The sequence below is a fragment of the Zunongwangia endophytica genome (assembly GCF_030409505.1).
In the GTDB taxonomy this organism is placed as follows: domain Bacteria; phylum Bacteroidota; class Bacteroidia; order Flavobacteriales; family Flavobacteriaceae; genus Zunongwangia; species Zunongwangia endophytica.
In genome coordinates this window covers 950,946-967,555 of record NZ_JAUFPZ010000002.1, presented here as the reverse complement: position 1 = coordinate 967,555, position 16,610 = coordinate 950,946, and the positions used below count along the sequence as shown (strand labels likewise).

General features: G+C 35.4%; 13 protein-coding genes and 1 pseudogene. 7 read left to right on the top strand and 7 right to left on the bottom strand.

The window, feature by feature from the left end:
- Positions 1 to 2 precede the first annotated feature (2 nt).
- Positions 3 to 650, bottom strand: coding sequence for a hypothetical protein (locus tag QWY91_RS04375; protein WP_290232062.1), 648 nt, complete (start codon positions 648 to 650; stop codon positions 3 to 5).
- Positions 651 to 750: 100 nt separating this feature from the next.
- On the opposite strand from QWY91_RS04375, the gene QWY91_RS04370 reads away from it, so the two are divergent.
- The gene (locus QWY91_RS04370; protein WP_290232060.1) at positions 751 to 2,085 is read left to right on the top strand and encodes an aspartate kinase; all 1,335 of its coding nucleotides are present in this window, start codon (positions 751 to 753) and stop codon (positions 2,083 to 2,085) included.
- Positions 2,086 to 2,088: 3 nt separating this feature from the next.
- Here the strand turns inward: QWY91_RS04370 and QWY91_RS04365 are convergent, their stop codons facing one another.
- On the bottom strand, positions 2,089 to 3,327 hold the full coding sequence (locus QWY91_RS04365; RefSeq protein ID WP_290232059.1) for a glycosyltransferase family 4 protein: 1,239 nt from the start codon (positions 3,325 to 3,327) through the stop codon (positions 2,089 to 2,091).
- Positions 3,328 to 3,450: 123 nt separating this feature from the next.
- Between QWY91_RS04365 and QWY91_RS04360 the strand changes: the two genes are divergently transcribed.
- Genes QWY91_RS04360 through QWY91_RS04350 form a run of 3 tightly spaced genes read left to right on the top strand, consistent with a single transcriptional unit; the run spans position 3,451 to position 4,885 of the window.
- Positions 3,451 to 3,951: a GreA/GreB family elongation factor gene (locus QWY91_RS04360; protein ID WP_290232057.1), complete on the top strand. Its 501-nt coding sequence runs from the start codon at positions 3,451 to 3,453 to the stop codon at positions 3,949 to 3,951.
- A 2-nt stretch (positions 3,952 to 3,953) separates the two neighbouring features.
- On the top strand, positions 3,954 to 4,460 hold the full coding sequence (locus QWY91_RS04355; RefSeq protein ID WP_290232055.1) for a gluconokinase: 507 nt from the start codon (positions 3,954 to 3,956) through the stop codon (positions 4,458 to 4,460).
- On the top strand, positions 4,457 to 4,885 hold the full coding sequence (locus QWY91_RS04350; protein ID WP_290232054.1) for a DoxX family protein: 429 nt from the start codon (positions 4,457 to 4,459) through the stop codon (positions 4,883 to 4,885). Before QWY91_RS04355 ends, QWY91_RS04350 begins: the two co-directional genes overlap by 4 nt.
- Before the next feature lie 92 nt (positions 4,886 to 4,977).
- On the opposite strand, the gene QWY91_RS04345 is transcribed toward QWY91_RS04350, so the two are convergent.
- The 4 genes from QWY91_RS04345 to gcvT all read right to left on the bottom strand — a co-directional run bounded on the left by QWY91_RS04345 (position 4,978) and on the right by gcvT (position 8,086).
- A complete protein-coding gene (locus QWY91_RS04345; protein WP_290232052.1) occupies positions 4,978 to 5,703 on the bottom strand; it encodes a YebC/PmpR family DNA-binding transcriptional regulator in 726 nt (241 codons plus the stop codon).
- 103 nt (positions 5,704 to 5,806) lie between these two features.
- Positions 5,807 to 6,094: a 4a-hydroxytetrahydrobiopterin dehydratase gene (locus QWY91_RS04340; RefSeq protein ID WP_290232050.1), complete on the bottom strand. Its 288-nt coding sequence runs from the start codon at positions 6,092 to 6,094 to the stop codon at positions 5,807 to 5,809.
- 81 nt (positions 6,095 to 6,175) lie between these two features.
- Positions 6,176 to 6,997, bottom strand: coding sequence for a sugar nucleotide-binding protein (locus tag QWY91_RS04335; RefSeq protein ID WP_290232048.1), 822 nt, complete (start codon positions 6,995 to 6,997; stop codon positions 6,176 to 6,178).
- Positions 6,998 to 7,003: 6 nt separating this feature from the next.
- The gene (gene gcvT / locus QWY91_RS04330; protein ID WP_290232046.1) at positions 7,004 to 8,086 is read right to left on the bottom strand and encodes a glycine cleavage system aminomethyltransferase GcvT; all 1,083 of its coding nucleotides are present in this window, start codon (positions 8,084 to 8,086) and stop codon (positions 7,004 to 7,006) included.
- Positions 8,087 to 8,228: 142 nt separating this feature from the next.
- On the opposite strand from gcvT, the gene QWY91_RS04325 reads away from it, so the two are divergent.
- Positions 8,229 to 9,740, top strand: coding sequence for an NAD(P)H-hydrate dehydratase (locus tag QWY91_RS04325; RefSeq protein WP_290232044.1), 1,512 nt, complete (start codon positions 8,229 to 8,231; stop codon positions 9,738 to 9,740).
- Positions 9,741 to 9,814: 74 nt separating this feature from the next.
- On the opposite strand, the pseudogene QWY91_RS04320 reads toward QWY91_RS04325, so the two are convergent.
- Positions 9,815 to 12,398: pseudogene (locus QWY91_RS04320) on the bottom strand (ATP-dependent Clp protease ATP-binding subunit).
- Positions 12,399 to 12,644: 246 nt separating this feature from the next.
- Between QWY91_RS04320 and gyrA the strand changes: the two are divergent.
- Together gyrA and QWY91_RS04310 are read left to right on the top strand one after the other, a co-directional pair.
- Positions 12,645 to 15,179 carry a DNA gyrase subunit A gene (gyrA, locus tag QWY91_RS04315; RefSeq protein ID WP_290232042.1) on the top strand — a complete coding sequence of 845 codons (2,535 nt, stop codon included), beginning with the start codon at positions 12,645 to 12,647 and terminating at the stop codon, positions 15,177 to 15,179.
- 22 nt (positions 15,180 to 15,201) lie between these two features.
- Positions 15,202 to 16,443, top strand: a complete 1,242-nt coding sequence (locus QWY91_RS04310; protein ID WP_290232040.1) for a tetratricopeptide repeat protein — start codon at positions 15,202 to 15,204, stop codon at positions 16,441 to 16,443.
- Positions 16,444 to 16,610 lie beyond the last annotated feature (167 nt).

Sequence of the window (16,610 nt, the reverse complement as noted above, 5' to 3'; positions counted from 1 at the left end):
ATCTAACTGCTTTTTATTTCATTTAGAAGTAAAAAGGCTTTATTTACATATTCCCGCTCTAAAAATAGTGCGAAATAATTGGAGGTAGAAACGATCTCGAAAACAGGAATACCTTCGTAAGCCAATAACTTAAAAATGTAGAAATAGAGCCCAACTGATTGGCTACTATTTTTTGGTAAAGCAATAGTGATCGAAGATAATTCTTCTTTAATAGTTACTCTCACTTCATTTCTGAAGTAATCTTCAACCAGATCGGTTAACGAAGATGATACCAAAATATTACTTTCTTGATAATTGCTAGAGTAGTTTAGGTAAACGCCGGTTTGATCTTTTACTGCATCTAGCAATCTAGATTTATTCGCGATAATGGTTTTAGAATTTAGGAATGTATATTCTGTAATTCCAGATCTCACGATAATATCACCTAATTCACGTAAACTATTTTTATTGATTTTCGTGCGCTTTGGAGCATAGCGCCTTAAAGCCATAATAATACTACCCACTTTTACCGTTTTACGCATTTCTTTTTCCACTTCTGGGCGCAAATCTTCTGCAAGTCCGCTAAAGTTTATTATATCTCTCGCAATCGCATCGTCCAAGAACGGTTGATGGCGTATGATATCATGAACACAGGTAGTTATAGTTTTCATTGTTAATTATTACACATTTTGTACAAATGTATATAAAATGAATCATTTTTTTTAATTCCACTTGCTATCATTTTAAATATGCATTATCAAAAGTAAAGCAATGAAAGTTTTAAAATTTGGAGGCACATCAGTTGGAACTCCTGAAAGTATTCAGAACGTAAAAAATATCACTCTAGGGGAAGAGGGAAGAAAAATGCTCGTTCTTTCGGCTATGAGCGGAGTTACAAACGATCTCGTAGCAATATCTAATCTTGTTCAGGCAAATAAATTTGAAGAAGTTTACGATATCGTAGATAAACTTAAGGATCGCCATTTTTCAGCTATCGATCAATTGATTAATGATGAATCCTTAAAGAAGGAAACTAAAACTTTTGTTTCTGGGCGCTTACAAGATTTATTACTTTCTGCAAATAAGGAATATACTGAGGTTGTTTATGCTGAAATTGTAACCTATGGTGAGGCGATGCTCACATTTATCGTATCTCAGTATTTCAAATCTTTAGGAATTGATAATATATGGCTAGACGCTAAAAAATTTATGGAAGTCCATAACCTTGAGAATCCAGACACCGATAAAGTTGGAAAACTTTTAGATGAATATATTTCGAACCAAACTTCAGATCTTTATATCACTCAGGGGTTCGTTTGTATCAATAAACGAAACGAAATTAGCACCTTAAAAAGAGGAGGTAGTGATTATACAGCGACTATTTTAGGAGCTGCTGTTCAGGCGACAGAAGTACAAATTTGGACAGATATTGATGGTTTTCATAATAATGATCCTCGCCATGTCGAAGGAACCCATCCAATTTCAGAATTAACTTTTGAAGAGGCTGCGGAATTAGCTTATTTTGGTGCGAAAATTCTCCATCCACAAACCGTGTCGCCGGTAATTAATAAAGGTATTCCGATTTTTCTAAAGAATACATTTACTCCCGAGAAAACAGGAACAAGAATATCTTCAGAAATTACCAGTAAAGGTTTAAAAGCCATCGCAGCAAAAGACGATATTACTGCGATTAAAATTAAATCGAACCGAATGTTGATGGCGCATGGTTTCTTACGCAAGATTTTTGATGTTTTCGATAATTATGAAACATCAATCGATATGATTACCACTTCTGAAATTGCTATATCGCTGACTATCGATAACACTCGAAATCTTGATCAAATTTTAGAAGAATTGAATGCTTACGGCGAAATTACCGTAGATCGCAGCCAGAGTATCATTTGTATTGTGGGAGAATCGGTTATTGAAGATAAATCTACTTATAAATTGTTTGAATTGCTTAATGATATTCCGGTTCGTATGATTAGTTATGGCGGAAGTAGTAATAATATATCAATATTAGTGGACACTCAAAATAAAATAGATACCCTTAGAAGTTTAAATCATAAACTTTTTAGTGAAGGATATGCCACTCAGATGGTTTAGATTTTAATTCTTATTTTTTTCTTTTTCTTCAATAAATTTTGACATAAAATAAGTGCTTCGATTATTATGGAATTTCAACATACTACCTGTGAAGTTATTATTGCGATGATCGATTATATTTGACTGTAAATTAGCTATTTTAGATTTTAAGAAAGAAACAAAATCTGATGCTGAGAATCGATTCTGCAAAATAGATTTAGCATTTTGCTGTTTCTCTAGCCACAATTTTTCATCGTTATAAAGTTGAATTGATTTTTCGATAATTTCATTTTCAGTATCGCAAATAAATCCATTCCAATCATTGGTTTTTGTAATTCCTTCAGCACCGATTTTTGTTGTTATGGAAGGTAAACCGTTTTGCATTGCATCGATCATTTTACCTTTAAGACCGGCACCAAATTGGATGGGAGCGAGCAAAATTCTATGCTTTTGCATAACCTCGTCAACACTTTCTGCACGGCCTTGCACTAAAAAACCTTCTTTTTTATTCTGAAGATTAAAAACCTTTTCACTTGGGTAAGCGCCGTAAATGTTTAATTGGGCGTTTGGTAAATCTCTCCTAATTTTAGGCCAGATACTCTGTTTTAAATAGCTTACGGTATCCCAATTAGGTTCATGTAGAAAATTACCTATAAACATAAATTCTTTTCGATCTTCGAAGCTTGGCGAATGTTCTGCTTTTTCGATTTCAGCAGTTGACAATAAATAGGGGAGATATTGGATAATTTCAGCAGGAATTTTAAAAAGATTTTGGAGTAAATTCATCTCAACCTCTGAAATAATTAAACTGAGATCACAACGATAAATAGATGCAATTTCACGCTTTGCCAAATCAGAATTCAGTATAATTTCTTCTAATGCTAAATCAGAATTTAAACTCTTTTTTCGTGCGTTTCTTAGAAAATGCAAATCTTCGGTATCTAAAATTTTTAGTGCTTTTGGACATTGATTATCTACACGCCAACCATATTGCTCTTCCATCATGAATCGATCAAACAATACAATTTCTGGATTTAAAGCAGCTATAAATTTATCGAAACTAGCGTTGTTTAATTCAATTTTAGCAGTGTCAATTCCTAGTAACTCTAATTGATACGCATATTGAGATGTAGCAGTTGTCGTAGCAAAAGTAATATGATAATCTTCCTTCAGAAAAAACTTCAATAATTGTAACATTCGGCTTCCCGCAGCAGACGAAGTTGGCTCAGGCCAAACATATCCAATAACAAGCAATTTCTTCATATAATTCAAATTCTAAGACTTTCAGCAAAATTAGCCTTCTTTTTTTAGAATAGCTTTAACGAGCCAGTTAAATAGAAAATGCGATAATTTTTCGTATATTCTTTACTTAGAAAAAGAAAAAATATGAGTAGAGGATTTGTGAAGGAAGAAGATCAGGAAGAAGCTCCAGTAATACCGCCAAGAGCTGCATTGCCTGCTGGTGCAACCAATTATGTAACGCCTTTTGGTTATGAAGCCTTAGAGAAAGAACAACATCATTTGGAAAAAGAGCGTACAGAATTGCCCAAAGATAATGAAACTGAAAAACGCAGGGCACAGGCGGTTATCGATGGTAAACTGAAGTTATTAGCGGAACGACGAGCTTCTGCCAGAATTATATATCCAAACCAACAACCTGAAGATGAAGTAAGATTTGGCGCAAAACTGAAACTAAAAAATCATACTAACGGAAGCCTTCAGGAATTTCAAATTGTAGGCGTGGATGAAGCCAATGTGAAAAATCAAAAAATTGCGTTTGTAGCACCTATAGCAAAAGCGGTTACCGGTTTAAAGGTAGGGGACAAAACAGATTTTAAATTAGGAAACGAAACACGAACGCTTGAAATTCTAGAAATCACTTATTAAACATGAAAGTATACATTGTAATGGGCGTTTCTGGAAGCGGAAAAACAACTATCGGTAGAGAAATCGCAAGTAAGTTGGAGATTCCATTTTTCGACGCCGATGATTATCATCCTAAAGCGAACGTTGAAAAGATGAAAAACGGAATCGCTTTAGATGATGAGGATCGAAAGTCCTGGTTAAAATCCTTAGCTGAAAATATCGAAAAATGGAAAGAAGATAAAGGTGCCGTTTTGGCTTGCTCTGCTTTGAAAAAGAAATATAGAGCAACCCTTTCTCATAATTTGAAGGATTATGTCGTTTTCGTTTATCTATATGCAGAATATGAGCTTATTTATGAACGAATGATGTCTCGGAAAGGTCACTATTTTAAGCCAGAATTATTAAAATCTCAATTCGATACGCTAGAAGAACCTGAAAACGCTATTAAAGTAGGAGTCGACCAAAGAATCTCTGAAACCGTAGCGGAAGTTATTTCAAAAATTAAATCAGAAAAAACATCGACTTCATGAAGAACACGTACACCACCAGTTTAAACCTTCCCAAACTAGATTTTATATTGCTTATATTTAGAATTGGTATTTCTATATTGATGCTTTTTCATGGCGTCCCAAAATTGATTACTTTTTTTACTGAAGACGAAATTAATTTTGCAGATCCATTGGGTGCCGGTCAAACTTTGACGTTTACTATCGCGGTTTTAGCCGAGTTTGTATGTTCTGTGATGATAATCTTGGGATTAGCCACCAGAATAGCAACAATCCCTCTAATCTTAACTATAGGCATTGCTGCAATCATAGTCCACATGCCAGACGGTATGGCAAAACAAGAATTACCGTTTTTGTATTTACTATCCTACATATTGCTTTTCTATACAGGCGCCGGTAAGTTTTCTCTTGATCACTATTTTATGTACCGAGCTGAGAAAAAAGGATAACACTTTCAAAATATTATATCAGCCTACTAAAAAGCATAAAAAAAGTCTTGCCATTTGGATAGCAAGACTTTTCTATTATTCTATAAAATCTGTTATTCTTCTGAAGATGATTCTTCCATAGTGTGATATACATTTTGTACATCATCATCTTCTTCTAATTTTTCTAAAAGTTTCTCTACATCTGCAGCCTGCTCAGGTGTTAGCTTTTTAGTAACCTGAGGAATTCGCTCAAATCCTGAAGAGATAATTTCCATATTCTGGTTTTCTAATTCTTTCTGAATACTTCCAAAATTCTCGAAAGGCGCATAAATGTGAATACCATCTTCATCTTCGAAAACTTCTTCAGCTCCATAATCAATAAATTCCAGCTCTAATTCTTCAACATCATGTCCTTCAGCATTTATTCTGAAGTTACAGGTATGGTCGAACATAAATTCTACAGATCCTGAAGTTCCCAAATTCCCATCACTTTTATTGAAGTGTGATCGAACATTTGCAACAGTACGATTGTTATTATCGGTAGCGGTTTCAACCAAAACAGCAATACCGTGTGGAGCATATCCTTCGAAAAGAACAATTTTATAATCCCCCTGACTTTTATCTGACGCTCTTTTAATAGCTCTTTCGATATTGTCCTTCGGCATGTTAACGCTCTTCGCGTTTTGTATAACTGCTCTAAGTTTAGAGTTAGCGTCTGGATCTGGTCCGCCTTCTTTAACGGCCATTACAATATCTTTTCCTATACGAGTAAAGGCTTTGGCCATTGCCGACCAACGTTTCATCTTACGTGCCTTTCTAAATTCAAATGCTCTTCCCATGATAATTAAAATGAAATCCGGGCAAAAATATAAAAAAAGCTCCTAAAATGATTTCAAATTAGGAGCTTTCTGGAATATTGATTGTTTAGACAGCTTTTTGAAGTTATTTAGCCTCTACAATGTCTTCTATGGCCTTTGCCATTTCAAAATCTTTGTTGGTAACGCCGCCTGCATCGTGGGTAGAAAGTGAAATTTCTAATTCATTGAACGAATTTGCCCAATTTGGATGATGTTGTTGCGCTTCAGCTTCAAAAGCAATTCTTGTCATTACTGTAAAAGCATCTTTGAAATTCTCGAATTTGAAGGAAGTATGAATGGCATCTTTTGCGTAACTCCAACCTTCAAATGATTCTAGATTGGTATTGATTTGGTCTTCGGTTAGCTTATCCATAATTATGATATTTTAATTTTATATTTCAATTTAGGAATACTGAAAACGAAAACAGAAAGAAGATTCTAGTTTAATATAAGATTAACCTATTTTTTTAATTGTGGCTTCTACTACTTCCTGGACTTTAATTTGAAGGTTGCCAGGTAAGAGATTGTCTTTTGGCAGCACTGCTAAATAGCGATCTTCGTTGCTATCGTACACATTTTTAAAAAGCGGATTTTCGTATCCTAAAATTTCACAAACATCCTGTACAAAGTCTTTTTGATGCACTAAATCACTGCTCCCCAAGTGTAAAACCCCTTGCTGTTGCCGATTTATAATGTAATGAAGTTGCTGAGTTATTTTGCTAATTTCAGTAACATTAATAACCACATTAGGAAATACTTCAATAGCCTCCCCCAGGTCTAATAAGGCTTTGATTTCGTTGATTCTTGGTGATCCTTTACCAAAAACCATCGGTAATCTTATAATATTGTATTTATCGTTGGGAAGTCGAAGTAAGGCATTTTCAATCTTAATTTTAAAGCGACCATACACACTTTGTGACAAAGTCTTATCGTACTCGTAACTCGGATAATTGGTAAACGCATCAAATACATTCGCAGAACTTAGGAATATTAGCTTACACGGATTTGTAAGAATATAACTTATGGCAGAATAATGCATGGCTAGTTGCGCAGCAAAACTACCACGAACGGCTGAAATGATAATACTGGGCTTTAAATTAAAAAGTAAAAGATCAAGACTATCAGTCTCCATATCATATTGATGGAACTGATGGTTATTCTCTAAACCAGGATTATCTGTAAAATAAGTGCCGTGAGTATCAAAAAAGGAGCGTAGCTCTTTATATATGGCATTGCCAATAAAGCCGCTAGCTCCTAAGATTAAAATGCGTTCCAAATAAATTTATCCTTTATAAAAGGGCAATTTCACCTGCGTAGCAGGAATAGCTTTTTTACGTATTTGAATATTGATTTTCTTTCCAAAACCAGCATATTCTTTCTTTACGTATCCTAAACCAATTCCTTTTTCTAATGAAGGTGACATGGTACCCGATGTAACATTTCCTATAACTTCTCCCTCTTCATTCACGATATCATAGCCCTGTCTAGGGATGCCTCGTTCATCAAGTTCAAACGCAACGAGTTTACGTTTAGCGCCTTCTTCCTTTTCCTTTTTTAATGCTTCAGAATTTACAAACTCTTTATTGAATTTTGTAATCCATCCTAATTTTGCTTCAATAGGAGAAGTAGTATCGTCTATATCATTTCCGTATAAACAAAACCCCATTTCTAATCGCAAAGTATCTCGAGCAGCAAGACCTATTGGCTTAATACCAAAATCTGCACCAGCTTCCATCACTTTATTCCAAATTTCATCTGCACATTCATTCTTAAAATAAATTTCGAATCCGCCGCTACCGGTATAACCCGTTGCTGAAATAATAACTTTTTCCATACCGGCAAAAGTTGCTACTTCGAAAGTATAAAACTTCATAGCACTGAGATTTACATCAGTAAGTGACTGCATAGCTTCAGCCGCTTTTGGGCCTTGTATAGCCAATAACGACATATCATCACTTAGATCTGTTAAGTGAGCCTCCATGGAATTGTGTTTACTAATCCAATTCCAATCTTTCTCGATATTCGAAGCATTTACTACCAGTAAATACTTTTCAGCATCAAACCTGTAAATAATCAAATCGTCTACGATACCGCCTTCTTCATTTGGCATGCAAGTGTACTGTGCTTTACCATCTACTAATTTTGAAGCATCGTTAGAAGAAATTAACTGAATAAGTTCTAAAGCATGTTCACCAGTTACTAAAAACTCTCCCATATGGGAAACATCGAAAACTCCCAAATGTTCACGAACAGTTTGATGTTCTGTATTTACACCTTCGTAGGAAACAGGCATATTATAACCTGCAAAAGGAACCATCTTTGCTCCCAGAGCTTTATGTTTTTCAGCTAGTGCTACTTCTTTCATTTCGATTATTTAATTTTTGCAAATTTATAGAATTAAGCCTGAACTGACCATAGATTCCCTGAAATTGTGAAGGAAATGTCAAACCTTCTTTTATACTTTTTCTATGTATTATATTTGAGAAAACCTTAAAATAGCACCGTTTATGAAGATTTTTTCTGCTGAGCAACTAAAAAAAGCAGATGCGCTCACTATAAAAAACCAAAATATAACTTCTGAAGAGTTAATGGAAAGAGCTGCAAGCTTAACTACTGAAGAAATACACAAGCGAATTCAGAATGCAGAAATTGACATAAAAATCTTTTGCGGAGTAGGAAACAACGGAGGAGATGGATTAGTAATAGCAAGACTTCTTATAGAAAAAGGTTATCATGTTAAGGTTTTTGTGGTAAATTATACAGATAAACGTTCTGATGATTTTTTACTGAATTATGAACGCCTAAAAGAAACTACAAACGACTGGCCAGAATATATAAAGGATGAAGGTGATTTTCCTGCGCTGAGCCAAAATGATTTTATTATTGATGCTATTTTTGGGATAGGTCTTAATCGACCATTAGAAGGTTGGATCGCTAATCTGGTGAAGCATATAAATAATTCAAAAGCATTTATTTTGGCGATTGATATGCCTTCGGGATTGTTTTTAGATAGAATTCTTAAAAAAGAATATCAACTTATTTCTGCAAGTTTCACAATTAGCTTTCAGACTCCTAAACTTGTGTTCTTTTTGCCACAAACAATGGATTATGTAGGTGATTTACAAGTTTTAGATATTGGTTTGGATCGTGAGTTTCTAAATTCTGAAAAAACGAATAGTAATCTAATAAGCAAACACGAAGCAAGAGTACTTTACAAACCAAGAAAATCTAATTCTCATAAAGGTGACTATGGACATGCATTAATTATAGGTGGAAGCTACGGAAAAATAGGAAGTATGGTATTAACTACTACCGCAGCTTTAAGAACCGGTGCCGGGTTAGTTAGCACTTTTGTGCCAAAATGTGGCTATACTATTTTACAAACTGCTTTGCCTGAAGCGATGGTTATTACTGATAAAAATGAAGAAAAATTGACCAATATAGATCATAGCATGGATCCTTCCGTGATTTGCTTTGGGATGGGAGCTGGGAAAGACCAGATGACGGTTCAAGCATTCAAAAAATTACTTCAGGCTACTGAAAAGCCAATGTTAATCGACGCAGATGGACTAAATATGATTTCTGAAAACAAAGAGTTGTTAGAATTTCTTCCGAAGAAATCAGTTCTAACTCCGCATCCAAAAGAATTAGAGCGTTTAATAGGGGAGTGGGAAGACGATTTCGATAAACTGAAAAAAGTTGAAGAATTCACCAAAACCTATGATGTGATCTTGGTATTAAAAGGTTCTCATACATTTACTTGTGCCGAAGGGAATATCTACATCAATAATAGTGGAAATCCTGGAATGGCCACTGCGGGTAGCGGTGATGTATTGTCGGGAATAATTACCGGCTTGATCTCTCAACAATATGAACCTTTAGCAGCTGCAATTCTTGGTGTTTATCTTCATGGACTTTCAGGAGATATTGTTGCTGAAAATAAATCTTATCAGGCGCTAATTTCTGGCGATATTGCTGAAAATATGGGTGCTGCGTTTCAGTCTTTATTTGCAGATTAATTTCCAAATGTTTGAAAAACATAAAAAAAGCCTCATGCAGAAGCATGAGGCTTTTTCAATTTCAATTTCAAAATTTATTTCTTCGGTTCAGATTCCTCGGTATCTTTGCTTTTATCTACTTTAATAGATAATTCTGATTCACCTTCTTTGTAATCCATTTCGATTACATCACCTTCAGAAATTTTAGAATTTATAATTTCTTCAGCTAAAGCATCTTCAATATATTTCTGGATAGCACGATTTAATGGGCGAGCTCCATACTGTTTATCAAAGCCTTTTTCAGCAATAAAATCTTTGGCTTCATCTGATAATTTAAGTTCATATCCTAAACCACCAATTCTACCGTATAGTTTTTCAAGTTCGATATCGATAATGTTGTGAATATGCTCTCTTTCTAAGGCATTAAATACAATTACATCATCAATTCTATTTAAAAACTCTGGTGAGAACGCTTTCTTCAAAGCATTTTGGATAACGCCTCTTGTATTTTCATCGGCTTGCGCACGTTGAGATTGCGTTCCAAACCCAATTCCCTGTCCAAAATCTTTAAGTTTTCTTGCTCCAATATTAGAGGTCATGATAATGATCGTATTTCTAAAATCGATTTTACGACCAAGACTATCAGTTAAATAACCGTCGTCTAAAACCTGCAACATCATGTTGAAAACATCTGGATGTGCTTTTTCTACCTCGTCTAAGAGAATTACAGCGTAAGGTTTTCTTCTAACTTTCTCGGTAAGCTGTCCACCTTCTTCGTAACCTACATAACCGGAGGTGCACCAATTAATCTAGATACAGCGAATTTCTCCATGTATTCACTCATATCTATTCTAATAAGCGTATCCTCGTTATCGAAAAGCTCTCGAGCTAACACTTTTGCTAACTGCGTTTTACCAACACCTGTTTGACCTAAAAATATAAATGAACCAATTGGTTTATTCGGATCTTTAAGTCCGGCACGATTACGCTGAATTGCTTTTACCACCTTCGCTACAGCATCATCCTGACCGATAACTTTGCCTTTAATTTTATTAGGAAGCTCAACCAGTTTATTAGATTCTGTTTGTGCAATACGATTTACAGGTACACCCGTCATCATCGAAACTACATCGGCAACACTATCTTCACTAACAATTTCTTTATGTTTTTTGGAATCTTCTTCCCAACGCTCCTGAGCTATTGCTAATTCCTTCTCCAGGTTCTTCTCATCATCTCTAAGCTTTGCTGCTTCTTCGTATTTCTGTTTCTTAACAACAGTATTCTTCTTTTCGCGAACTTCTTCAAGCTTACGCTCCAAATCAAGAATTTGCTTAGGGACATCAATATTAGTGATGTGTACACGTGACCCTGCTTCATCTAAAGCATCAATAGCTTTGTCCGGAAGGAATCTATCGGTCATATAACGATTGGTCAACTTCACACAAGCCTCAATAGCTTCTTGAGTATACTCTACGTTATGGTGATCTTCATATTTATCCTTAATATTATTAAGAATTTCGATGGTTTCTTCCACAGATGTTGGTTCTACAATCACCTTTTGGAAACGTCGCTCTAAAGCACCGTCTTTCTCAATATATTGGCGGTATTCATCTAAAGTAGTGGCACCAATACATTGAATTTCACCTCTAGCTAAAGCAGGCTTAAACATGTTGCTGGCATCTAAACTACCTGTTGCGCCACCAGCACCCACGATTGTATGGATTTCGTCAATAAAAAGAATAATATCATCATTCTTTTCAAGCTCATTCATCACCGCTTTCATTCGCTCTTCAAATTGCCCACGATACTTTGTACCCGCAACAAGACTTGCAAGATCTAAAGTCACCACACGTTTATCAAAAAGTATCCTAGATACTTTTCGCTTAACGATTCTTAGCGCTAAACCTTCTGCTATTGCAGATTTACCAACACCCGGTTCTCCTATTAAGAGAGGGTTGTTTTTTTACGTCTACTCAATATTTGAGAAACACGCTCTATTTCTTTTTCTCTTCCAACAACAGGGTCTAGTTTATCAGCTTCTGCCATTGCTGTAAGATCTCTACCGAAATTATCTAAAACCGGAGTTTTAGATTTTTTGTTGGTTTTTCCTGTAGAACCTCCGCCACCGGCAGAACCTGTTCCACTAAATGGGTTGTCCTTAGTAGCATCATCTGTGCTATCATCATCAGAAAATGATTCTGCTGCTGGGCCCTGAGTATAATCTGAGTCGTCGTTTGCGATCATAAATTTAAATTGATCTTTTACCCCATCATAATCGATCTTAAGTTTATTAAGCAATTTGGTGGTGGGGTCGTTTTCATTACGTAAGATACACAATAACAGGTGTGCCGTATTAATATTTGGACTCTGAAATAACTTAGCTTCCAAAAACGTTGTTTTTAAAGCACGTTCAGCCTGTCTTGTTAAGTGCAGATTCTTTTTCTCATTAGAAACTGCGGTCATATTTGGATTAGCAGGACTTAGAATCTCTACTTTTCGTCTTAAATGGCTTAGATCAATATCCAGAGCATTTAGGATGTTTATGGCTTTCCCGTCACCGTCTCTCAATAACCCGAGCATTAGATGCTCTGTACCTATAAAGTCGTGCCCCAATCTTAAGGCTTCTTCTTTACTGTACGCTATAACATCTTTTACTCTTGGTGAAAAATTATCATCCATGTTTTTTCCTTTCTCTCTTTATTATTTTTTTATTCAGAATAGACCAAAAACTGTACCTAATGCTGAATCTATAGCTAATTGACAAAATAACTTTCAAAAATCAAAATGTAAAGGTGTTAACTTATCAACTTTAAGCCAATAAAATTTTGTTAATAAAAAATACGAAAACATTAGCTAATCCACCGTGAAACATATAGAAAATATGTAAATTGCCACGTTAGATTTGTGAACTAAACAATTTGAAATATGGCTGAAGGAGAAAAGCTTATTCCTATCAACATTGAAGAAGAGATGAAGTCGGCCTACATTGATTATTCAATGTCGGTCATTGTGTCACGTGCGTTACCGGATGTTCGTGATGGTCTAAAGCCGGTGCATCGAAGAGTACTTTTTGGAATGTACGAATTAGGAGTACTTTCTAATAGAGCATATAAAAAGTCAGCAAGAATTGTAGGTGAAGTTTTAGGTAAGTATCACCCGCACGGTGATTCCTCTGTATACGATACCATGGTTAGAATGGCGCAGGAATGGAGTATGAGATACATGCTCGTTGATGGCCAGGGTAACTTTGGATCTGTCGATGGAGATAGTCCTGCAGCAATGCGTTATACGGAAGCTAGAATGCGAAAAATCAGTGAGGATATGCTTGCTGATATTGATAAAGAAACTGTTGATACGCAACTTAACTTTGATGATTCCTTAAATGAACCTGTAGTTTTACCAACCAGAATTCCAAATTTATTGGTTAATGGTGCTAGTGGTATTGCCGTAGGTATGGCAACTAATATGGCACCTCATAATATTTCTGAGGTTATAGACGGTACTATTGCATATATAGAAGATCACGATATCGAGATTGATGCTTTGATGCAACATATTAAAGCACCAGATTTTCCAACAGGAGGAATTATCTATGGTTATGATGGCGTTCGAGAAGCTTTTAAAACAGGTCGTGGCCGTATTGTTATGCGAGCTAAAAGTAATTTGGAAGAAGTTAGAGGTCGCGAATGTATCGTAGTGACTGAAATTCCATATCAGGTGAATAAGGCAGATATGATTAAGAAAACTGCCGATTTAGTTAACGAGAAAAAAATTGAAGGAATTAGTCTTATTAGAGACGAATCTGATCGTAATGGTATGCGTATCGTATATCAATTAAAGCGTGATGCAATTCCAAATATTGTATTAAATACATTATTTAAACATACTGCGCTACAATCTTCATTTAGCGTAAATAACATTGCTCTTGTAAACGGAAGACCAGAAATGTTGAATCTTAAAGATATCATTTCTCACTTCATCGAACATAGACATGTGGTAGTTGTTCGTAGAACAGAATACGAACTTAAAAAAGCTGAAGATCGAGCGCACATATTAGAAGGTTTGATCATTGCTTCAGATAATATTGATGAAGTAATTGCCATCATCCGTGGTTCTGGTAACGCTGAAGAAGCTCGAAATAAATTAATTGAGCGCTTTGAGTTATCTGAAGTTCAAGCTAGGGCAATCGTAGATATGCGATTAAGGCAGCTTACAGGACTAGAACAAGACAAGTTAAGAGCAGAATACGATGATATTGTAGAGTCTATTAAGGACCTAAAAGACATTTTGGCACGTAAAGAGCGCAGAATGCAGGTAATTAAAGACGAATTAATTGAAGTTAAAGAGAAATATGGCGATAGTAGACGATCTACTATAGAGTATGCTGGTGGTGATCTTAGTATCGAAGATATGATCCCGGATGAAAGAGTTATTATTACAATTTCTCATGCAGGTTATATTAAAAGGACATCATTAAACGAATATAAGCGCCAAAATAGAGGAGGGGTTGGTCAAAAAGGTTCCACTACAAGAAATGAAGATTTCTTAGAATACTTATTCTCTGGAACAAATCACCAATATATGCTTTTCTTTACACAGAAAGGTAAATGTTTCTGGATGCGGGTTTACGAAATTCCTGAAGGTAGTAAAGCTTCTAAAGGTAGAGCAATCCAAAACCTTATTAATATTGAGCCAGATGATCGCGTAAAAGCATTTATTTGTACACAAGACCTCAAAGATGAGGAATATGTCAACAATCATTTTGTAATCATGGCCACTAAAAAAGGTCAGGTTAAAAAAACTTCTCTAGAACAATATTCTCGTCCTAGAACGAATGGTATTAATGCTATTACAATTAAAGATGGTGACGAGTTACTGGAAGCTAAACTTACTACTGGTGACAGCCAGGTGATGCTCGCAGTTAGAAGCGGAAAGGCAATCAGGTTCGAGGAAAGCAAAACCCGACCAATGGGTAGAAATGCTTCCGGAGTTCGTGGTATTACTTTAGCCGATGATAATGATGAAGTTGTAGGTATGATTTCTGTAGACGACATGGAATCTAACATTCTTGTAGTATCAGAGAAAGGCTACGGAAAACGCTCTAGTCTAGAAGATTACAGGATTACGAATCGCGGAGGTAAAGGAGTTAAAACAATTTCTGTAACCGATAAAACAGGTGGCCTTGTAGCTATTAAAAACGTTACCGATGACGATGACCTAATGATAATCAACAAATCTGGTATCGCTATTAGAATGGAAGTCAATAATCTTCGTGTAATGGGTAGAGCCACACAAGGAGTTCGATTAATAAACCTAAAAGGTAAAGATTCTATTGCAGCAGTAGCTAAAGTTTTACATGAAGATGATGAATTGGATTTAGTTGAAGATGCTGAAGACGTGGAAAAACCAATTGAACCTACAGATGGCACAGATATTGTTCAAGATGATTCAGAAGAATAAACTAAATAAATAAACCAATACAATGAAGAGGAATATTTTGACATTATCGCTATTGTCATTCATTAGTCTTTCAGCAATAGCACAAAAAGATGAAATTAAAAATGCGGAAGATTTTATCGAAGATGGTAATTTCGACAAAGCTAAAACTGAATTAGCTACTGCAGAACAAAAACTATCTGAAGCTAATGATAAGTGGACTGAAAGATTCTATTTATATAAAGCGCAAGCTTATTTAGCTGATGGAAGTGGTGTCTCTGTAGATGATTTTAAAACCGCGGGAGATGCTTATAAGAAAGCTGTCGAAATGGGAAGCGATGATGCCCAGGAAGGACTAGCTAATCTTAGAAATCAATTAGTACAAAGTGCTATTGACGATCAAAATTCTGAGAATTATAAAAGCGCAGCAGATAAATTAGTAGCTAGCTATGATTTAAATAAGCAGGATACTATTTATTTGTATTACGCAGCTGCCAATTCTCTTAATGGTCAAAACTATGATGATGCTCTTAAGTACTATGAGCAACTAAGAGAACTCAACTTTGATGGTGCTTCTACGCAATACACTGCTTTGAATAACGAAACTGGTGAGCGTGAATCTATGTCTAAAGAGCAAAGAGAGTTAATGATGAAAACTGGTAACTACTCTGAGCCAAAAGACGAAAAACAACCATCAAAAAGAGGTGAGATTGCTAAAAATATCGCTTTAATTCATATTCAGGAAGGAAATAATGATAAAGCAATTGAAGCAATGGACGATGCGAAAGCAAATAATCCTGACGATTTAGGACTTCTGCAAGCTGAAGCTAATATGTATTACCAGATGGGCGACAAGGAGCAGTACAATCAATTGATGAGCGAATTGGTTAAGAAAAATCCTAACGATGCTAATCTGTATTATAATCTTGGTGTAAGTACAGCTGAAATAGGCGATCAAGATCAGGCAGTTGAATATTACAAAAAAGCATTAGAAATTGATCCAGATATGGATAATGCTAGAATGAATATTGCAGCGGTTATATTAAGTAAAGAACGTGATATCATAGAAGAGATGAACGGTCTTGGAATGAGCAAAGAGGATAACAAGCGTTATGAAGAATTATCTGAAGAACGTAAAGAAATCTATAAAGAAGCGCTTCCTTATTTAGAAGCTACTGTAGAGAAGAATCCTGAAAATACAGATGCGATCAGAACAGCAATGAATATTTACACTCAAGTTGGAAACAAAGAGAAAGCTGCTGAAATGAAAGCTATGCTAGAGCAATAAAATTTTATTTGATTACTTACAAAAAAGCCCGCTAATTTTAGCGGGCTTTTTTTATCGAAATTCTTGATGTTCACGGTCTCGGTTATCGGCAGTTGGCGTAAGGGACCCGAATTTGTCCGGTTAGTATTGATCTGTTGATCGAGATAATTATTTTCTTTCTAACGCTG